Origin of the sequence: Arthrobacter sp. 35W (assembly GCF_000482545.1) — a bacterium.
GTDB lineage: Bacteria > Actinomycetota > Actinomycetes > Actinomycetales > Micrococcaceae > Specibacter.
This window is the reverse complement of record NZ_KI519454.1, coordinates 607,965-625,818: the sequence shown is the minus strand read 5'-3', so window position 1 is coordinate 625,818 and position 17,854 is coordinate 607,965. Positions and strand designations below refer to the sequence as shown.

Genomic DNA, 17,854 nt, shown 5'->3' with positions numbered 1-17,854 from the left:
CTACCGTCCGGTCAGCGACCAGGCATCCTCGCCGCCGTCCTCGTCCCCATCGGAGCCGTCGTAGTACTCAGTTGCCTGGGGCCGGTCCTCGAGGTCCTGGGCCACCAGGTCGACGCCGTAGCCATGGTTCGCGTTCGCATTCTCGGCCAGCGCCGCCGTCATCGCGTCCGGCACCACTGGCGCACCGCCGACGGCGGGGCCGTCGCCGCGGATGGCCGCCAGCGTGGCCGCCAGGTCGTCCGGACGGACCAGCACATCGCGCGCCTTGGACCCCTCGGAGGGGCCGACCACGCCGCGCGATTCCAGCAGGTCCATCAGGCGGCCCGCCTTGGCAAAGCCCACGCGGAGCTTGCGCTGGAGCATCGACGTGGAGCCGAACTGCGTGGTGACCACCAGCTCGGTGGCCTGCAGCAGCACGTCCAGATCGTCTCCGATGTCGTCGTCGATCTGCTTCTTGGGCGAATCGACGGCCACATCCTCGCGGTAGGTGGCCTGCAGCTGGCCCTTCACGTGCTCCACCACCTGGTGGATTTCCGTCTCGGTCACCCAGGCACCCTGGACGCGGATGGCCTTCGAGGCACCCATCGGCAGGAAGAGTGCGTCACCCTGGCCGATGAGCTTCTCGGCGCCCGGCTGGTCCAGGACCACGCGGGAGTCCGTCACGGAGGAGGTGGCGAAGGCCATGCGCGAGGGCACATTGGCCTTGATCAGACCGGTGACCACGTCCACGGAGGGGCGCTGGGTGGCCAGCACCAGGTGGATTCCGGCCGCACGGGCCAGCTGGGTGATGCGGACGATGGACTCTTCGACGTCGCGCGGGGCGACCATCATCAGGTCCGCGAGCTCATCCACGATCACCAGCAGGTACGGGTACGGCTTAACGACGCGCTTGGAGCCCTCGGGCGGGTGGACCTTGCCGGCGCGGACGGCCTTGTTGAAGTCATCGATGTGCTTGAAGCCGAAGTTGGACAGATCGTCGTAGCGCGTATCCATCTCCCGCACCACCCACTGCAGGGCCTCGGCGGCCTTCTTCGGGTTGGTGATGATCGGGGTGATCAGGTGCGGCACGCCCTCATAGGCTGTCAGTTCCACGCGTTTGGGGTCCACCATCACCATGCGGACCTCGTCCGGCGTTGCACGCATCAGGATGGAGGTGATCATCGAGTTCACAAACGACGACTTGCCCGCACCGGTGGCACCGGCCACGAGCAGGTGGGGCATCTTGGCGAGGTTGGCCACCACGAAACCGCCCTCGACGTCCTTGCCCACTCCCATCACCATCGGGTGGTCGGTGCGGCGGGCGTTCTGGCTGCGGAGCACATCGCCCAAGGACACCGTTTCGCGGTCCGTGTTGGGGATCTCGATGCCGATCGCGCTCTTGCCCGGGATGGGGCTGAGGATGCGCACATCGGCGCTCGCCACGGCGTAGGAAATGTTCTTGGAGAGCTGCGTGACGCGCTCCACCTTGGTGCCCGAGCCCAGCTCGATCTCGTACCGGGTGACCGTCGGGCCGCGGGAGAAGCCCGTCACCTGGGCGTCCACGTTGAACTGGGTCAGCGTATCGGTGAGGGCGGCGACGACGGCGTCGTTGGCCTCGGAGCGCTCCTTCGGCGGGGTGCCGGGCGTCAGCAGCTCCTCCGCGGGCAGGGTGTAGGTGACATCCCCGGCCAGCGTCAGCTGCTCGGTGCGCTGCGGGATGGGCGTCGGCGGCATCTGCGGGACGGGAGGTGCGGGGCGTGCGGGAACCCGGGCGATGACAGTGGTCGCTGCGGCGTCGACCACCGAGATGGCCTCCGTGGCCGGGGCCAGGCCTCCCCCGGTGGGCAGACCCTGGCGCGCACGGATCTTGTCCGCGGCGATCTCCGCCTGCGTGGGGCGGCGCACGCCCGGCGGCAGCGACGGTGCGGGTGCGGCGGCAGCTGCCGCCACGCCGTCGTCGTCGGCATCGACCAGCGCGCGTTCAAAGGCTTCGTCGCCGAAGTAGCCGTCCAGGCCGACGTTCTCGTCGTCGTCCGCGCCGCGGCCGAAGATGCCCTTGCCCTTTTTCCGCGGGGGCTTGGCGGCCTTCGCGGCCTTCGCCTCGGCGCGGCGGGCCTCGCGGTCGTAGAGATAGCTCTGGTCATGGCCGTTGCCGGGCGTGGCGGGCTCGGGTGCCTGGCCCATCAACTGCTCGTAGAGGTCGCGCAGGCGCGAGGGAATGCTGCGGAACGGCGTGGCGGTGAGGATCAGCAGCGAAATGAAGGCGAACAGGGACCAGATGGCCACGGCAAGCACCGGGCTGATGCTGGCAAAGGCTCCGCCGGCCAGCAGACCCACCATGCCACCGGCAGCGCTGACCTTGTCGAACTCGCTGATCGGCGGCAGTCCGGCGCCCACGTGGGCCAGCGCGGAACCGGCCACCGTGAGCAGGCTGAAACCAATGGCTATGCGGTTGTTGGAGCGGACGTTGCTGGGCTGGCGGAACACGCGGACTGCGAAGATCAACAGCATCGGCGGCAGCATCACGGCGAACCAGCCGAAGGTGCCGGCAAAGACGCCATGCACGGCATCGGCGGCGGGGCCCGAGAGCCCCCACCATTCGAAGGTGGCGATGAGCACGCCCAGCAGGGCGAAGAACAGACCGCTGCCATCACGGCGCTCCTCGGCCGGCAGGCCGCTGACATCCGCACCCATCCGGCGGACCACGCCGCCAAGCAGGTGGCCCATCCCCTGCCAGAAACCTGACAGGACGCGCACCAGCCAGATAGGCTCCGGATCGGGCACCACCGGCATCGCCTTGGTGCGCGTGCTGGTGCGGGTTCCCGTTTTTGGGCGCGCTGAAGTGCTGGATGTTCGGGCGGAGGTGTTTCGTGTCGCCATACCGCTAGGTTACCGGTGGATGGGCGAAATCAGCCTGATTTGGGCCTCGACGGGCGGGCTGGCACACCGTTCCGCGCAGAGTTTGCCCCGGATCACTGCGCAGAAGCTGCCCTGCGCAGCGGTGGCCGGAAACTCTGCGCAGAAGAGTCTGCGGCTGTGGAATCCCGTGCTGCTAGCATGGGCGGCTCACTCAACTTTGGGGGTTCCGGGTGCAAAACCACGTGCAGTCCATGGCGCTCTTCCGCGTGGTGGCCAGTGCCGCCGTCGTCCTGCTGGGCGCCATCGCCTTTCTCAACATCTTCTGGTTGGAGCCGCAGCAGACCATCCATCCCGATCTGCGTCTTGCCTACGGCGGACTCGGCGGCGGGCAGATCGCCTTCTTTGTAGGTCTGGCTGCGCTGTGGCTGGCGCTCAACCTGCTGTTCGTCCGCATTGGGGCCCGTGTCCTGGCGGCAGCCGGAAAGACCGCGCCGGAGGTGGCCCGCTGGGATCTGGCCAACGCCGCCACCTTGATCCTGGGCCTTGCCGCCGCGGGCACCATGTACACGGACTTTGCCGTCGGCTTTGGCATGTACTCCGCCGTCGAAGCCGAAAGCTGGGCCCCGCCCGGCGGATCTGCCAATGCCCTCACCCTGGCGCTCTGGTACGGCGGCCTGGCCGTGCTGGCGGCGGCTGCGACCAGCATCGCCACCCGGACCGCCGTCGTCCGCTGGCGCCACCGCAAGGCCCCGGCGCCCGGCTGACACCCACTTAACGCAAAATGCCACCGTTTCCGTGTTCTGCCACCGCTCTACGGAGCGGTGGCAGAACACGGAAACGGTGGCATCACTGCTGCACCGCTCCACAATGTAGCAGAAGGCCTAGGCCTCCAGGACCACCGGGATGATCATCGGGCGGCGGCGGAGCTTGCGGTTGACCCAGGTGCCGACCACGCGGCGCACAACCTGCTGGAGCTGGTGTGCGGTGTGGTCCTTGCTGGCCAGCACGGCCTCTTCAAGGGCCTTGGCGATCTTCGGCATGATCTCATCGAAGACGGAATCGTCCTCGGCCACGCCGCGGGCGTGGATCTCCGGACCGGAGACGATCTGGCCGGTGGCGCGGTTGACCACGGTGATGATGGAGATGAAGCCCTCATCGCCGAGGATCCGGCGGTCCTTCAGATCGGCGTCGGTGATCTCGCCAACGCTGGAGCCGTCCACGTAGACAAAGCCGCATTCGACCTGGCCCACGATCGTGGCGACGCCGTTGGCGAGGTCCACCACGGTGCCGTCGTCGGTCAGCAGCACGTTGCCGGCCGGCACGCCGGAGGCCTCGGCCAGCTTGCCGTTGGCAATCAGGTGGCGGGTCTCGCCGTGCACGGGCATGACGTTCTTGGGCTCAAGGATGTTGTAGCAGTACAACAGCTCGCCGGCGGCCGCGTGGCCGGAGACGTGCACCTTGGCGTTGCCCTTGTGGATCACATCGGCGCCCAGCTTGAGCAGGCCGTTGATGATGCGGTAGACGGCGTTCTCGTTGCCGGGGATCAGCGAGGAGGCGAGGATGACGGTGTCGCCCTGGCCCACAACCACCTTGTGGTCGCCATTGGCCATCCGGGACAGGGCTGCCATCGGCTCACCCTGCGAACCGGTGGACATCAGCACCACCTTGTTGTCCGGCAGCTTGTCGATGTTCTTCAGGTCCACCAGCACGTTGTTGGGAACGTCCAGGTAGCCCAGCTTGGCGGCGATCTGCATGTTGCGGACCATCGAGCGGCCCACGAAGGCCACCTTGCGGCCGTGCAGGGCCGCGGCGTTGAGCACCTGCTGCACGCGGTGGACGTGCGAGGAGAAGCTGGCCACGATGATGCGCTTTTCGGCCGCGCCGAAGAGGCGGTCCAGCGTGGGGCCGATCTCCGCTTCTGCGGTGGTGAAGCCGGGAACGTCGGCGTTGGTGGAGTCCACCATGAACAGGTCCACACCCTCTTCACCCAGGCGGGCGAAGTGGCGCAGATCGGTGATGCGTCCGTCCAGCGGCAGCTGGTCCATCTTGAAGTCACCGGTGTGCAGGACGTTGCCGCCCTCGGTGCGGATGAACACGGCCAGCGCGTCGGGGATGGAGTGGTTCACGGCGACGAATTCGCACTGGAACGGACCGAAGTCCTCCACCTGGCCCTCTTCGACGGTGAGCGACCACGGCCGGATGCGGTGCTCGGCCAGCTTGGCCTCCACCAGGGCAAGGGTCAGCTGCGAGCCCACGATGGGGATGTCGTTGCGCAGACGCAGCAGGTACGGCACGGCGCCGATGTGGTCCTCGTGGCCGTGCGTGAGCACGACGGCGACGATGTCATCGAGGCGGTTCTCGATGTAGGAGAAATCGGGCAGGATCAGGTCGACGCCGGGCTGGGTCTCTTCGGGGAAGAGGACGCCGCAGTCAACGATGAGCAGCTTGCCATCGATTTCGAAGACGGCCATGTTGCGGCCGATCTCGCCGAGACCGCCGAGGGGAACAATCCGCAGGGTGCCCTTGGGCAGCTTCGGAGGGGTGCGCAGTCCGGGCACAGTCATTTGGGACATATTTAGTATTCCATTCCAGCTTCCGCAAGGTCAGCTTTGATGATGGCGATCTCGGCCTCTCCCGGCTCCACGAGGGGAAGCCGGACCACCGAGTTGGACAGGGTTCCCTGCCACTTAAGAACTTGTTTGGTTGCCACGGCACCCTGGATGTGGGTCATGACAGCGCGGATCACGGGATCCAGCTCGAAGTGCATTTTGCGCGCGGTGGCGAAGTCGCCGGCCGCGGCTGCGTCGATGAGGGTCCGGAACGCGCGGGTGGCCACGTGGGCGCTGACGCTGACGAGGCCGACGGCGCCTGCCGCCATCCAGGGCAGGGTCAGTCCGTCGTCGCCGGAGTAGACGTCCAGGTCCGTCGCGGCCAGCACGCGCGTGGTGGCCGAGAAGTCGGCCTTGGCGTCCTTGAGGGCCACGATGTTGGGGTGCGCGGCCAGGCGGATGATCGTTTCGGTCTCGATCGGCACACCGGCGCGGCCGGGGATGTCGTAGAGCATCACGGGCAGCTCGGTGGCGGAGGCGATGGCCTCAAAGTGGGCCTGGATGCCGGCCTGGCTGGGCTTGTTGTAGTACGGAGTGACGATCAGCAGGCCGTCGACGCCCAGTGCCGCGGCGCGCTGGGAGAGGCTGATGGAGTGGCGGGTGTCGTTGGTTCCGGTGCCGGCAATGACCTTGGCACGGCCGCCGACGGCCTCGACAACAACCCGGAACATCTCCAGGTTTTCCTCGTCCGTCAGCGTGGAGGTTTCGCCCGTGGTGCCGGTGACGACGAGGGAGTCGCAGCCGTCCTCCACAAGCTTCTTGGCCAGCTTCGCAGTCGCCTCATAATCCACTTCACCGGCGGGGGTGAAGGGGGTGACCATCGCGATTGCGAGGGTTCCGAACGGGAGATTGCGAATATCAGAGTCAGCCATGGGTAAAACGTTACCGTCTCGGGGTGCATTTGGCAGAACCTAGCCCCCTTGGCGTCCTCCACAACGGTGCTGCCAGGCCGCCTGGAACACCCCCGCAGCCCCCTCTGCCCGCTGACGGTGGCCGGGCCTACACTGTGAGCATGGAACCGGCAGCAGGCATGGCGGGGCGCACGTTGTTGGAGCGCACGGGGTTGGGACGGAGCACGGACTCCGCCCATCTGCTGCGCAAGGTGGTGGTGGCCTCCGCCGTGGTGGCCAGCAGCGCCGCCGCCACCGTGGCCGGAGTCGCCCTGTTGTTCCGTGCCGAAGGCGAGATGGCGCGCAAGGCCTCAGGCGACGTACTGGGCACCGCCGGCCCCTGGGCCGACAGGGTGTACCACCCCAGCTACGGCCAGCCCATCCGCCTGCTGCTCGCCGGGGATTCCCTGGCTGCCAGCCTCGGTGCAGCCAACGCCAAGACCACCTTCGGGGCGCGCGTCGCACGGGGCCTGGCCAAGCACAGCTTCCATGCCGTGGACCTGCGCACCGTGGCGGTGGTGGGCAGCCTGAGCTCCGAGTTGGAGGGGCAGTTGGATGGGCTGCCGGACGGCTATGTGCCGGACATCGCGGTGCTGGTGGTGGGCGGCAATGATGTGATGCAGCGCGTTCCGCCGGCGGAGTCGGTGGCCGCGCTCAAACGGGCCGTGGAGCGTCTGCGGGCCCAGGGCGCGGAGGTGGTGGTCGGCACCTGCCCGGATCTGGGCATGCTGCCGGCCGTTCCGCAGCCGCTGCGCAGCATGGGCGGGCGTGCCTCGCGCCATCTGGCCGCGGCCCAGTACAAGGCCGTGCTGGCAGCCGGCGGGCGCCCGGTGGAGCTGGGCCAGGCGGTGAAGCCGCTGTTTCTGGCCGATCCCGCGGACATGTTTGCCGCGGACCATGTCCATCCCTCCAGCCTTGGCTACCGGCGGGCGGCACGGGTGATGCTCCCGGCCATCCTTGCCGCCCACGACCAGGCCGGCGGCGTGGCCGGGCCCTTCTCGCTGCCGGCGGGCCAGTAGCCGCGGCTCAGGGCAAAGTGTCCGGGCCGGCGTCAGTGCTGCTGTGCTGCCGATGCCTCGGCAAGGAAGGGAACGACGGCGGCCAGCACCTCGGCGGCGGGCACCAGGGTGTTGCCGTGGTTGCGGCCCGGCAGTTCAAGGCACCGCGCACCAGCGATCAGCTCCGCCGCGCGGCGGGAATCCTGAAGCCGGCGCTCGTCCGCCGTGCCGGCCATCAGCAGCGTGGGCACGGTGATGGCGGCGACGGCTGCCTCAGCCACGGGCTCGGAGGCCTCGGTGCGGCGGAAATAGGCGGCCAGGGCTCCGGCGTCGTTGGCCAGGAAGGCGGCCCGTGTCATGGGATCCAGCGGCTTGCCGATGCGCGCCTCCCAGCCGTCCACAAACCCCTCCATGCCATTGGCGGCCAGCGCCGCCTGGTACTCCGGGAAGAACAGCTCGCCGATGCTGCCGTGCGGGATCCGGTAGGTGCCGGCCAGCGAGGTGAAGGACAGCAGCCGCTCCGGCGTCCGGGTGGCCAGCGCGAAGCCCAGCCTGGCCCCCACGGAGTAGCCCATGTAGTGGGCGCGTGGCGCCCCCACGGCATCCAGCACCGCCACGGCGTCGGCAGCCAGGGACTCCATTCCGTAGGCGGAGTCCTCCTGCGGCTTGTCCGAGCGCCCGTGTCCGCGCAGGTCCATGGTGATGACCCGGTAGCGCTCCGAGAGCACCTTGGTGTACCCGAAGCCGCGCCAGATCGCCTTGGACAGGGCGCTGCCGTGCACCAACAGCAGCGGCTCGCCGGAGCCTGCCGCCGCGAAGGCGAGCCGGACGCCGTCGTGCGGGTTTACGGCGGTCCCTGAGCTGGGACCGGTGCTGGATGCCGCCGACTGCTCGCTCATGGCCGCTAGTCCCGGACGGGAACGGTGCTGGCCAGCAAGGCGTTGGCGTCCAGGCTCCGCGATCCGGAGAGCACGGCGGCAAGCTGCGGCCCGAGGCGGCCGGCCATCATGGCGTAGCCGGCGTTGTCCGGGTGCAGCGTATCGGGCATCCGGGCCTCGGCCTCGTCCGGGCTGAAGACTGCGGCACCGTCCACACAGTGGATCCGGGTGTCGCCGCGTTCGCGCAGCAGGACCACCACCTCGGCCGTGGCGCGGCGGTACTGGGAGAGGGTCCAGCCGACGGCGTTGACCACTTCCTCGCGCGGGACGGACAGCATCGGCGTGATGACCACGATGGGAGTTTCCGGGTGCGCGGCGCGGACTGCCGTGAGGAAACCGTGGACGGCGCCGGCCCACGTCCGCTCGGAGTAGGCGGCGGCGTTGTAGCTGTTGATGCCCAGGCACAGCGAGATGAGGTCCGCCGCGGTGGCGGCCAGCGTCGCCACGGCGGCGGCGTCGAGCTGGCATTCGCCGGCCAGGCCCAGGTTGGTGAGGTTCCAGCCATAGCTGCGGGCCACCAGGGCCGGCCAGGTCTCCGTCGGGCCGTCGGCCTGCTGGCAGTGCGTGATGGAGCTGCCGTAGGCGGTCCAGCGCGGCCCGTTCTCAATGGCCGCCGCGGCGTCCGGGTGTGTGAGGGTGGCTTCGCGGATGCGGATCCCGCCAAAGTGAGGCAGCCACAGCTCGACGGCCGACTGCGGCGGGAGGTCGGTCAGTACCACTTCGTGGCGCTGGTGTCCGGGGCCGGCCAGCCGGGCCACGAGGGCGCCGTTGACCAGCACGTCGAAGGGCGCGGCGTCCTCAGTGCAATCGGCCTCCACCACCAGGGATCCGCCGGAGCTCTGCCACAGGGCGCGGACGCCGGCAGCCATCGCGGCGCGGTCGGCCAGCAGATCGGTGGAGGGCGGCAGAAACGCCGAGGAATCCAAACGCTGGAACGTCTGCCAGCCTTCGGAATCGACGTCAACCTTGAACACGCCAGCCCATCGGGCACTCACAGACACCATGGGGCAACTTTACAGCCCGGCCGGGTGCCGCCGGTCCGCCGTCCGCTGCACCGACGGGTCTGTTGCACGCCCGCCAGTGCGGCCGGTCCGCCGTCGTCAGTCCTGGCGGTACAGGGCGATGGCGTCGCGCATGGCCTTGCGTGCCCGCGTCCTGTCGCCGGAGGCATCGTAGGCGCAGGACAGACGGAACCAGTTGCGCCAGTCCTTGGGGGCTGCCTCGACCTCGGCGCGGTACTTGGCGAACTCGGCGTCGGCGGCCTCGCGGACAATCCGCCCGCCCGGGGTGCGGGGCAGCTCATCGACGGGCAGGCCGCCCTCGGACTCGAGGATCTTGGCTAGACGTTCCATGCGGGCGCCGAACATCAGCTCGCGGACCAGTGCCCAGGCGCCGATGAACGGCAGCACCAGATAGGCGGCGCCGAGCCCCTTGGCGACCCAGTCGGGATCCTGCAGCAGCACCACGGAGCGCTGCAGCATGACCACCATGTAGAACACCAGCAACAGGGCAATCAGGCCGACCCAGATTTTGGTTTTGGTCATGGCGCTGATCCTAGCCTTCGAGGTCAAGGTAGCCGTCAAGGCCCACCGTCAATCCGGGGCGCGAGCCCACGGTGCGCACGCCCAGCAGCACGCCGGGCATGAACGACTCGTGGTTGAAGGAGTCGTGGCGGATGGTCAGCTGCTCCCCCGGGCTGCCCAACAGCACCTCCTGGTGGGCCACCAGGCCGGCCAGGCGGACGCTGTGCACGGGGATGCCGTCCACATTGGCGCCGCGGGCACCGTCCATCGCCGTCGTCGTCGCGTCGGGTGCGTCGGGCGTGCCGGCGGCCGCCCGGGCAGCGGCCACCAGCTGGGCCGTGCGCAGGGCTGTGCCGGAGGGTGCGTCCACCTTGTTGGGGTGGTGCAGTTCGATGATCTCCACCGAGTCGAAGTATTTGGCAGCCTTCGCCGCGAAGCTGGTGGCCAGCACGGAGCCGAGGGCGAAGTTGGGCGCAATCAGCACGCCGGTCTGCGGGTGCTCGGCCAGCAGGGCCGTCAGCGCGGCCAGACGGCCCGCGTCCCAGCCGGTGGTGCCCACGACGGCGTGGATCCCGTGCTCGACGGCGAAGCGGACGTTGGCCTCGGTGGAATCGGGCACCGTCAGATCCACGATCACGTCCGCCTTGGCTGCCAGCACCGTGTCCAGGGAGTCGCCGCGGCCCAGGGCCGCCACCAGCTCAAGGTCGGCGGCGTCGCCCACCGCCTTGACGGCGGCCTTCCCCATCCGGCCATTGGCACCCAACACGGCAACGCGCAGCAATTCAGTCATGCTCCAAGCCTACTGGGGTCCGGGGCCGGTTTCGGTCCCGGTGCTGCCTGCCCCCACCCACTCCACGGTGCCGTCGGCAAAGAACTGTTCCTTCCAGATCGGCACCTCGGCCTTGATCCGATCCACCACAGCGGAACAGACCTCCAAGGCCAGCCCGCGGTGGGCTGTGGCGACGGCGCAGACGAGTGCCGAATCCCCCACGTCCAGCGGGCCGACCCGGTGCGACACCCACAGGCGCGCCTGCCTGCCCTCCGGCACCAGTTCGGCCAGAACGGCCGCCGCCACGGCGGCGATCACACCGGAGGCCGTGGGGTGGGCCGTGTAGCCCAGCCGGGCGACATCTTTGCCGCCGTCGTGGTTGCGGACCACACCGCTGAAGACCACCACGGCGCCGCAATCGGGTGCGTCGACGGCGGCCATGGCCTCGGCCACGCTGATCGGCTCGGCGCTCAGTGAGGCCAGGATGATCTCGGCCTCGCCGGCCGGGTCGGAGGGGGCGGGGCTAGTGTTCATGGCTGCCTTCCAGCTGGTCGCAGAGGTGTCCTATCAACGGTTGAAGAACCCGCAGTCCATCCTTGATGCCGCCGGCGGAGCCCGGCAGGTTCACCACCAGGGTGTGCCCGGCAGTGCCGGCATAGCCGCGGCTCAGGGCGGCCAGCGGAGTGGACGCCGCTCCAGCGGCACGGATAGCCTCCATGATGCCCGGGATCTGCCGATCCAGCAGGGGCAGGGTCATTTCCGGCGTCAGATCATCCGCGCTGAGCCCGGTGCCGCCGGTGGTGAGGATCACGGACGGGCCGGATTCCAGCAGCTCGCGCAGCACCTCCGCAACCGGGGCGCCGTCGGGCACGATGCGCGGCGGCACCACCTCGAAGCCCGCGGCGGCCAGCCATTGGGACAGCACAGGGGCGCTGGTGTCGGCGTAGATTCCGGCGGCGGCCCGGCTGGAGGCCACCACGACGGCGGCGCGGCGGATCCGTGGCTGGCTGCTCACAGCTCCCAGTCCCCGCTCTTGCCGCCGCTCTTGGCCAGCACCTTCATCTCCGAGATCACGGCGTGCTTGTCCACGGCCTTGATCATGTCGTAGAGCGTCAGTGCGGCCACGCTGGCGGCGGTCAGGGCCTCCATCTCCACACCCGTGACACCGCGGGTCTTCACCAGCGCGGTGACGACGACGGCGTCGTCCAGCAATTCAAAGTCCACAGTGGCCTTGGACAGCGGCAGCGGGTGGCAGAGCGGAATCAGCTCCGGCGTCTTCTTTGCCGCCATGATGCCTGCCACGCGCGCAACGGCCAGCGCATCACCCTTGGGCAGCCCGCCGGTGCCCAGCAGCGCCAGCACCTCGGCGGTGCTGTGCAGCACGGCCTGGGCCCGTGCCACGCGGGTGGTCTCCGGCTTGGCTGAAACATCCACCATGTGGGCGGAGCCATCGTCTCTGACATGGGTGAGCTGGGGGTCGTTCGCTGTGGTCATAGAAGCCATACTTCCACTTTTGCCCCCGCCGCGAGATGCGTGACGCCGGCCGGAATCTGGATCAGCGCATTGGCCGCGGCCAGGGCGGCCACCAGATGCGAAGACGGCCCACCTACCTCCGCCACGGTGCCCGGGGATTCGTAGGCCGGCGGCTCATAGCTGCCGCGGCGCACCTGGTGCTTGCCGGCCGGCGAGTCCAGAGCCACGGCCAGGTGGGCCAGCACCACCGGGCGGAGCGCCGGGGCTCCCACCACCGCGGACAGCGCCGGGCGCAGGAACATCTCGAAGGACACCACGGAGCTGACCGGATTTCCGGGGAAGCCCAGGTACGGCACGCCCCGGTAGCTGCCCAGCCCCTGGGGGCCGCCGGGCTGCATGCCGACGTGGCCAAAGACCACACCCTGGCTGGCCAGCGCCTGCTTCACCACTTCAAAGGCACCGGCACTGATGCCACCCGTGGACACGATGAGGTCGATGCCGCCGCCGGCCTGCTCCTTGGCCAGCAACCCATCCAGCAGCGCGAGGAAGTGCTCCGGTTGGTCGGAGGAGGCCTGTGGAGCGATGACCTCGGCCCCGGCGCTCTCCAGGGCGGTGCGCAGCAGGATCGAGTTGGCATCGAAGATCTTTCCGGCCGGCAGCGGCTCCCCCGGGGCCACCACCTCATCCCCCGTGGTCAGCAGCAGCACCCGCGGCCGGCGCCGCACGGGCAGTTCCGCCAGCCCCAGGGCCGCAGCCAATCCCAGTCTGCCGCCCGTGAGCCGGCTTCCTGCGGCCAGGGCCAGGCTGCCGCCGGGCACGTCGGAGCCTGCCGCGCGCACAAAGCTGCCGGCCGCCGTGGCCGGCAGCTGCACGGCTCCGTCGGCGTCCGCCTGCGCAAACGACGGCGGCCCGGCCTCCTCCACCGGGACGACGGCGTCGGCACCGTCCGGCAGCATGGCACCAGTCATGATCGGAGCGGCATGGCCGCGGGCAAGGGGTGCGGGCACCGAACCTGCCGGAATCGCCGGGGCCACCGCCAACCGCGCGGCGGCATGGAGATCTTGTGAATGGACGGCGAAACCATCCATCTGTGAATTATCGAACGGGGGCAGCGCTGTGGCGGCATGGACATCGGCCGCAAGCACCCGCCCGAGGGCCTGCGCCAGGGGCAGGGATCCGCCGTCGTCGAAGGTCCCCACCGGCCATGCCGAACGCAGCAGCGCCTCCACCGCGCCTTGGTGGTCGGCAACCGTGGTGTGTGCTCGGTGCTGGTGCACGGATGCTCCCTAGAGTCGATGGAGGGGCCGCACGGCGGCCCCACGGTGGGTCTGTTCCCACACCGTGAGCGTACTGGCGGGCGGGGCCGCGGCGCCATCCTGGCCACCGCCGGTGCCTCATGTGGCGCGGACCACGCTGAAGTGGCGTAGCGTTAAAGGTATGACAAGCGTCCAGCTCGGGATGCCGGCCACTGCTCTGGCGGCCGGATTATCCACAGCGCCGCCCCCCGGGGCCGCTGACCTACCGCCGGAGCGCGGATCGCTGCCCGCTGGGCAAACACTGGCGGACGGCCTGATTGACAGGTTCGGCCGCCGGGCCAGCGATATGCGTCTCTCCGTGACGGACAAGTGCAATCTGCGCTGCACCTACTGCATGCCGGAGAACGGTCTGGACTGGCTCACCAAGGACAAGGTGCTCACGGCGGCGGAGATCGTGCGTCTGGTGGGCATCGGCGTCGACCGCCTCGGCGTGCGCGAGCTCCGGCTCACCGGCGGCGAGCCGCTGGTGCGCAAGGATCTGGCCGAGATTGTCGCAGGGCTGCGCGCGGCGCACCCACAGCTGCCCATCTCCCTGACCACCAACGGCGTCGGGCTGGCCAAGCGCGCCCAGTCCCTGAAGGACGCCGGGCTGAGCCGGATCAACATCTCCCTGGACACGCTGCACCCCGAGGCCTTCGCCCAGCTGACCCGGCGTCCGTTCCTGGACCAAGTGCTGGCCGGCGTGGAGGCGGCCCATGCGGCCGGGCTGGGGCCCATCAAGATCAACGCCGTGCTGATGCGCGGCATCAACGACGACGGCGCCGCAGAACTGCTGGGCTGGTGCCTGGCCCGCGGCTACGAGCTGCGCTTCATCGAGCAGATGCCCCTGGATGCGGACCACGGCTGGACCCGCGACAATATGATCACCGCGGCCGAAATCCGTTCCCTGCTGGCGGCGGACTTCGAACTCTCCCCCGATCCGCGCGAACGCGACGGCGCCCCGGCGGAACGCTTTGAAGTGCGCCACCACGGCTCGGCGGAGCTGCTGGGCACCGTGGGCATCATCGCCTCCGTCACCGAGCCCTTCTGCGCCGACTGCCGCCGCACCCGCGTTACCGCCGAGGGCAAGGTGATGAGCTGCCTGTTCTCCCGCACCGAGGTGGATCTGCTGGAGCTGCTGCGCGCCGGGGACACCCCGGCCGACGACGACGCCGTGGCGGTGCGCTGGCAGGAGGCCATGTGGGCCAAGCCCCGGGCCCACGGCATGGACCATGTAGGACTCGGTGCGCCGGACTTTGTCCAGCCGGACCGTTCCATGAGCGCGATTGGCGGCTAGATGCTGATTCGATACTTTGCCGCCGCCCGCGCCGCCACCGGCGTGGACGAGGAAACCGTAGAGCTGCCCGCAGGGGCCACCGTGGCAGCACTCCAGCAGCAGCTGGCCGCCCTGCACCCGGTGTCCGCGTCGGACAGCACGCCAGCGCTGGCGGAGCTGCTCACCCGGTGCAGCTTCCTGCGCAACGAGGTGGCCGTACGGGATCTGGACACGGTCCTGGCGCCGGCCGACGTCGTCGACGTCCTGCCGCCCTTCGCCGGCGGCTGAGCGCGACCCCGTGCCCAAGCGGCCACTGCGGTTCTAGCATGGAGGAACCACCGTGAAGGGAAGGGATTGGCATGTTCACCTTGCAGATCGAACACGGCATCAAGGACTTCGCCCTCTGGAAGGGGGCCTTTGACGCCGATCCGCTGGACCGGGCCGCCTCGGGGGTGCTCGCCTCCCGGGTTGCCCGTCCGGTGGGCGACGACCACTATGTGGTGATTGAACTGGACTTTGGCGACCACGACGCCGCCGAGGGCTTCCTGGCCCGGCTCCGCAGCGATGTCTGGAACCAGCCGGCCATCGCCCCGGCACTGGCCGGAGCACCCACCACACGGATTCTGGAGCAGGTCGCGCAGGAGTAGGCGCATCGGCAGCTTGGTATCGTCGTCCCATGCCCTCGCCATCGATATCCCAGCGGGAACTCGGGCGGGCCACACTGGCCCGGCAGCTGCTGCTTGAGCGCTCGGCTATGGACCCGCTGGACGCCGTCGGGCATCTGGCCGGGCTGCAGGCCCAGACACCGCAGAGCTGGTACACAGGCCTGTGGTCGCGGCTGTCGGATTTCAACCCCGCAGCCTTCGGCCGGCTGCTCGAGGACAGGGCCGTGGTCCGGATGGCCCTGATGCGCTCCACCATCCACCTCGTCACGGGCGACGACGCGCTCGCGTTCCGGCCTCTGGTCCAGAGCGTCATTGAACGCAGTACGCGCGGCGCCTTCGCCCGGGCCTGGAAGGGCCTGGACCTCGACGCCGTCGCCGAGGCGGCACAGGAGCTGCTGGACGAGGCACCCATGACCTTTGCCGATCTGGGCCGGCAGCTGCAGGAGCGCTGGCCGGAGCACGAACGACTGCCGCTGGGCCAGGCCGCACGATCCGCGCTGGCCTTGGTCCAGGTCCCGCCGCGCGGCGTCTGGCAGCGCAGCGGGGCTGTGCGGCACACCACCATCGAAGCGTGGCTGGGCCGCTCCCCGGCGTCCGTGATGACGGTGGATCAGCTGGTGCTGCGCTATCTGGCCGCCTTTGGCCCGGCGTCCGTCATGGACATCCAGGCCTGGTGCGGGCTGACCCGGCTGGCGGAGGTGGTGGACCGGCTCCGGAAGGATCTGCTGGTGTTTGCCAATGGCTCCGGGCGCGCGCTCTTTGATCTTCCGAACGCTCCGCGGCCGGGTGCCGACGCCGTCGCGCCCGTCCGCTTCCTCTACGACTACGACAACCTGCTGCTCTCGCACGCGGACCGCAGCCGCTTCATCACGCACAATCTGCTGGAGATGGGCTGGCGCTTCGACGGCGCCCAGCCCAGCTGCCTGCTGGTGGATGGCAAGGTGGAGGCTACGTGGTTGATCGAGCGCAGCCGCGGGCGGGCGGTGCTCACCGTGGCGCCGCTGTCGACGCTGGGGCCTGCGGTGCGGGACGAGATCTCGTCTGAAGGTTTGGCCCTGCTCGCCTTCGCTGTTCCCGACGCCGGCACCCACGACATCCGCTTCGTCGACTGATCGCTGGCAACGCCCATTCATGACGCAGTTCCCCGCGTGGGACACGACCACTCCTGCATCCTCAGGAGGGAACTGCGTCGTAGACGGTGCTGCTACTGGTCCAGGGTCAGACCGAAGGTTTCGTTCTCCTCGAACGGGCCGACGACGGTGATGGTGCGCGGGGCGGCGGCCAGCTCGCGAGCCAGCTCCTGCACCTGTTCGCGCGTCACCGAGCGGATGCGTCCGAGGGTTTCGTCAATGTCCAGGAACTCGCCCGACACCAGTTCGGCGCGGCCCAGACGGGACATCCGGGATCCAGTGTCCTCCAGGGCCAGCACAATGCCGCCGGAGAGCTGGCCAAGTGCCTTGGAGAGCTCCTCGTCGGTGATGCCGTCGGCGGCCAGCTTCTCCAGCTCTGCCATCAGCAGGGAGACCACCTGGCCCACCTTGGCCGGCGCGCAGCCGGCGTACATGCCAAAGTAGCCGGCATCGGCGTAGCCGGAGGCGAAGGAGTAGGTCGAGTAGACCAGTCCACGCTTCTCGCGGATTTCCTGGAACAGACGGGAGGACATGCCACCACCGAGGATGGCGTTCAGGACGCTCATCACAAAGCGGCGGCTGTCGGTGGCCACGATCGAGGGGCAGCCAAGGATGATGTTGGCCTGCTCGACGGCGCGGTTGTGGACGTGGAGCCCGGCCGTGCCCTCGATGGCAACCGGGGTGGCCGAACGGCGGTCGACGGGAACGGTGCCCTCGTCCATGGACCAGCCGGCCGTCTGCAGGGCGGAGAGCACCTGGGCGCAGACGTCGTCGTGGTCCAGGCCGCCGGCGGCCGTAATGACCAGGGTCTCGGGCCGGTAGTGGCGCTGGTAGTGCTCCCAGACGGACTCGCGCGGAACGGCCTTGATGGCCTCCGGCGTGCCGCCGATGGGGCGTCCCAGCGGGTGGCCGCCGAGCACGGCGGCCACAAACTTTTCGTGGGCGACGTCGGTGGGGTCATCGCTGTCCATGGCGATTTCCTCAAGGATGACGTCGCGTTCCTGCTCCAGCTCGGCCGGGTCAAGCACGGCGGAGGTGACCATGTCGGCAATGACGTCGATGGCCATGGCCAGATCGCTGTCCAGGACACGGGCGTAGTAGCAGGTGCTTTCCTTGGCGGTGGCCGCGTTCGACTCACCACCCACCTCGTCAAAAGCCGAGGCAATTTCCAGCGCCGTGCGGCGCTTGGTGCCCTTGAACAGCAGGTGCTCAAGGAAGTGGGTGGATCCGTGTTGGCCCTCGGCTTCGTCCCGAGAGCCAACACCGACCCAAAACCCTATTGTCGCGCTCCGTTGGCCGGGCATCGATTCGGTCAGGACCCGCACGCCCCCCGGCAGGACGGACCGGCGCACAATTGCGCCGCCCGTCCCACCGGAGATCACAGCGGAGTCCGCAGGTGCCGAACCATCAATGGCGGCAGCGGTCAGCGGCAAAAGGGTGATTGCCATGA

General features: G+C 69.2%; 18 protein-coding genes. 6 read left to right on the top strand and 12 right to left on the bottom strand.

The window, feature by feature from the left end; genetic code table 11:
* Window positions 1-2,859 (bottom strand): FtsK/SpoIIIE family DNA translocase, encoded by a 2,859-nt coding sequence (locus K254_RS0102635; RefSeq protein WP_026554076.1) that lies wholly within the window; start codon window positions 2,857-2,859, stop codon window positions 1-3.
* Between the two features lie 209 nt (window positions 2,860-3,068).
* Between K254_RS0102635 and K254_RS0102630 the strand changes: the two genes are divergently transcribed.
* Window positions 3,069-3,602 (top strand): hypothetical protein, encoded by a 534-nt coding sequence (locus K254_RS0102630; protein ID WP_026554075.1) that lies wholly within the window; start codon window positions 3,069-3,071, stop codon window positions 3,600-3,602.
* 117 nt (window positions 3,603-3,719) lie between these two features.
* On the opposite strand, the gene K254_RS0102625 is transcribed toward K254_RS0102630, so the two are convergent.
* Together K254_RS0102625 and dapA are read right to left on the bottom strand one after the other, a co-directional pair.
* On the bottom strand, window positions 3,720-5,411 hold the full coding sequence (locus K254_RS0102625; protein ID WP_026554074.1) for a ribonuclease J: 1,692 nt from the start codon (window positions 5,409-5,411) through the stop codon (window positions 3,720-3,722).
* A 2-nt stretch (window positions 5,412-5,413) separates the two neighbouring features.
* Window positions 5,414-6,319, bottom strand: coding sequence for a 4-hydroxy-tetrahydrodipicolinate synthase (gene dapA, locus K254_RS0102620; protein WP_026554073.1), 906 nt, complete (start codon window positions 6,317-6,319; stop codon window positions 5,414-5,416).
* A 140-nt stretch (window positions 6,320-6,459) separates the two neighbouring features.
* On the opposite strand from dapA, the gene K254_RS21385 reads away from it, so the two are divergent.
* A complete protein-coding gene (locus K254_RS21385; RefSeq protein WP_231391723.1) occupies window positions 6,460-7,356 on the top strand; it encodes an SGNH/GDSL hydrolase family protein in 897 nt (298 codons plus the stop codon).
* A 32-nt stretch (window positions 7,357-7,388) separates the two neighbouring features.
* Here K254_RS21385 and K254_RS21380 read toward each other — a convergent pair whose 3' ends face one another.
* The 8 genes from K254_RS21380 to K254_RS0102575 form a co-directional block, all read right to left on the bottom strand.
* Window positions 7,389-8,234, bottom strand: coding sequence for an alpha/beta fold hydrolase (locus K254_RS21380; protein ID WP_051388713.1), 846 nt, complete (start codon window positions 8,232-8,234; stop codon window positions 7,389-7,391).
* Between the two features lie 5 nt (window positions 8,235-8,239).
* Window positions 8,240-9,277 (bottom strand): GDSL-type esterase/lipase family protein, encoded by a 1,038-nt coding sequence (locus tag K254_RS21375; protein ID WP_081709844.1) that lies wholly within the window; start codon window positions 9,275-9,277, stop codon window positions 8,240-8,242.
* A gap of 96 nt (window positions 9,278-9,373) precedes the next feature.
* Entirely contained in the window at window positions 9,374-9,817 is a 444-nt protein-coding gene (locus K254_RS0102600; protein WP_035748918.1) for a hypothetical protein, read from the bottom strand.
* 10 nt (window positions 9,818-9,827) lie between these two features.
* Window positions 9,828-10,586 carry a 4-hydroxy-tetrahydrodipicolinate reductase gene (gene dapB, locus K254_RS0102595; RefSeq protein WP_026554071.1) on the bottom strand — a complete coding sequence of 253 codons (759 nt, stop codon included), beginning with the start codon at window positions 10,584-10,586 and terminating at the stop codon, window positions 9,828-9,830.
* Window positions 10,587-10,595: 9 nt separating this feature from the next.
* Window positions 10,596-11,099 carry a molybdenum cofactor biosynthesis protein MoaE gene (locus K254_RS0102590; protein WP_026554070.1) on the bottom strand — a complete coding sequence of 168 codons (504 nt, stop codon included), beginning with the start codon at window positions 11,097-11,099 and terminating at the stop codon, window positions 10,596-10,598.
* On the bottom strand, window positions 11,089-11,580 hold the full coding sequence (locus tag K254_RS0102585) for a MogA/MoaB family molybdenum cofactor biosynthesis protein (protein ID WP_051388710.1): 492 nt from the start codon (window positions 11,578-11,580) through the stop codon (window positions 11,089-11,091). Before K254_RS0102585 ends, K254_RS0102590 begins: the two co-directional genes overlap by 11 nt.
* Window positions 11,577-12,059 carry a cyclic pyranopterin monophosphate synthase MoaC gene (gene moaC / locus K254_RS0102580; protein ID WP_231391722.1) on the bottom strand — a complete coding sequence of 161 codons (483 nt, stop codon included), beginning with the start codon at window positions 12,057-12,059 and terminating at the stop codon, window positions 11,577-11,579. Before moaC ends, K254_RS0102585 begins: the two co-directional genes overlap by 4 nt.
* Window positions 12,056-13,315 carry a molybdopterin molybdotransferase MoeA gene (locus K254_RS0102575; protein ID WP_026554067.1) on the bottom strand — a complete coding sequence of 420 codons (1,260 nt, stop codon included), beginning with the start codon at window positions 13,313-13,315 and terminating at the stop codon, window positions 12,056-12,058. The genes moaC and K254_RS0102575 overlap by 4 nt, the downstream gene beginning before the upstream one ends.
* 160 nt (window positions 13,316-13,475) lie before the next feature.
* Here K254_RS0102575 and moaA point away from each other — a divergent pair, with 160 nt between their 5' ends.
* From moaA to K254_RS0102555, 4 genes are all read left to right on the top strand, one after another.
* The gene (gene moaA / locus K254_RS0102570) at window positions 13,476-14,630 is read left to right on the top strand and encodes a GTP 3',8-cyclase MoaA (RefSeq protein ID WP_081709843.1); all 1,155 of its coding nucleotides are present in this window, start codon (window positions 13,476-13,478) and stop codon (window positions 14,628-14,630) included.
* Complete coding sequence (locus tag K254_RS0102565) at window positions 14,631-14,897, top strand: MoaD/ThiS family protein (RefSeq protein WP_026554065.1); 267 nt, start codon at window positions 14,631-14,633, stop codon at window positions 14,895-14,897.
* Between the two features lie 71 nt (window positions 14,898-14,968).
* Window positions 14,969-15,256 carry a hypothetical protein gene (locus K254_RS0102560; RefSeq protein WP_026554064.1) on the top strand — a complete coding sequence of 96 codons (288 nt, stop codon included), beginning with the start codon at window positions 14,969-14,971 and terminating at the stop codon, window positions 15,254-15,256.
* A 29-nt stretch (window positions 15,257-15,285) separates the two neighbouring features.
* Window positions 15,286-16,386 (top strand): winged helix DNA-binding domain-containing protein, encoded by a 1,101-nt coding sequence (locus K254_RS0102555; RefSeq protein WP_026554063.1) that lies wholly within the window; start codon window positions 15,286-15,288, stop codon window positions 16,384-16,386.
* Between the two features lie 92 nt (window positions 16,387-16,478).
* On the opposite strand, the gene K254_RS0102550 is transcribed toward K254_RS0102555, so the two are convergent.
* Window positions 16,479-17,852, bottom strand: coding sequence for a M16 family metallopeptidase (locus K254_RS0102550; RefSeq protein WP_081709842.1), 1,374 nt, complete (start codon window positions 17,850-17,852; stop codon window positions 16,479-16,481).
* Between the last annotated feature and the right edge of the window lie 2 nt (window positions 17,853-17,854).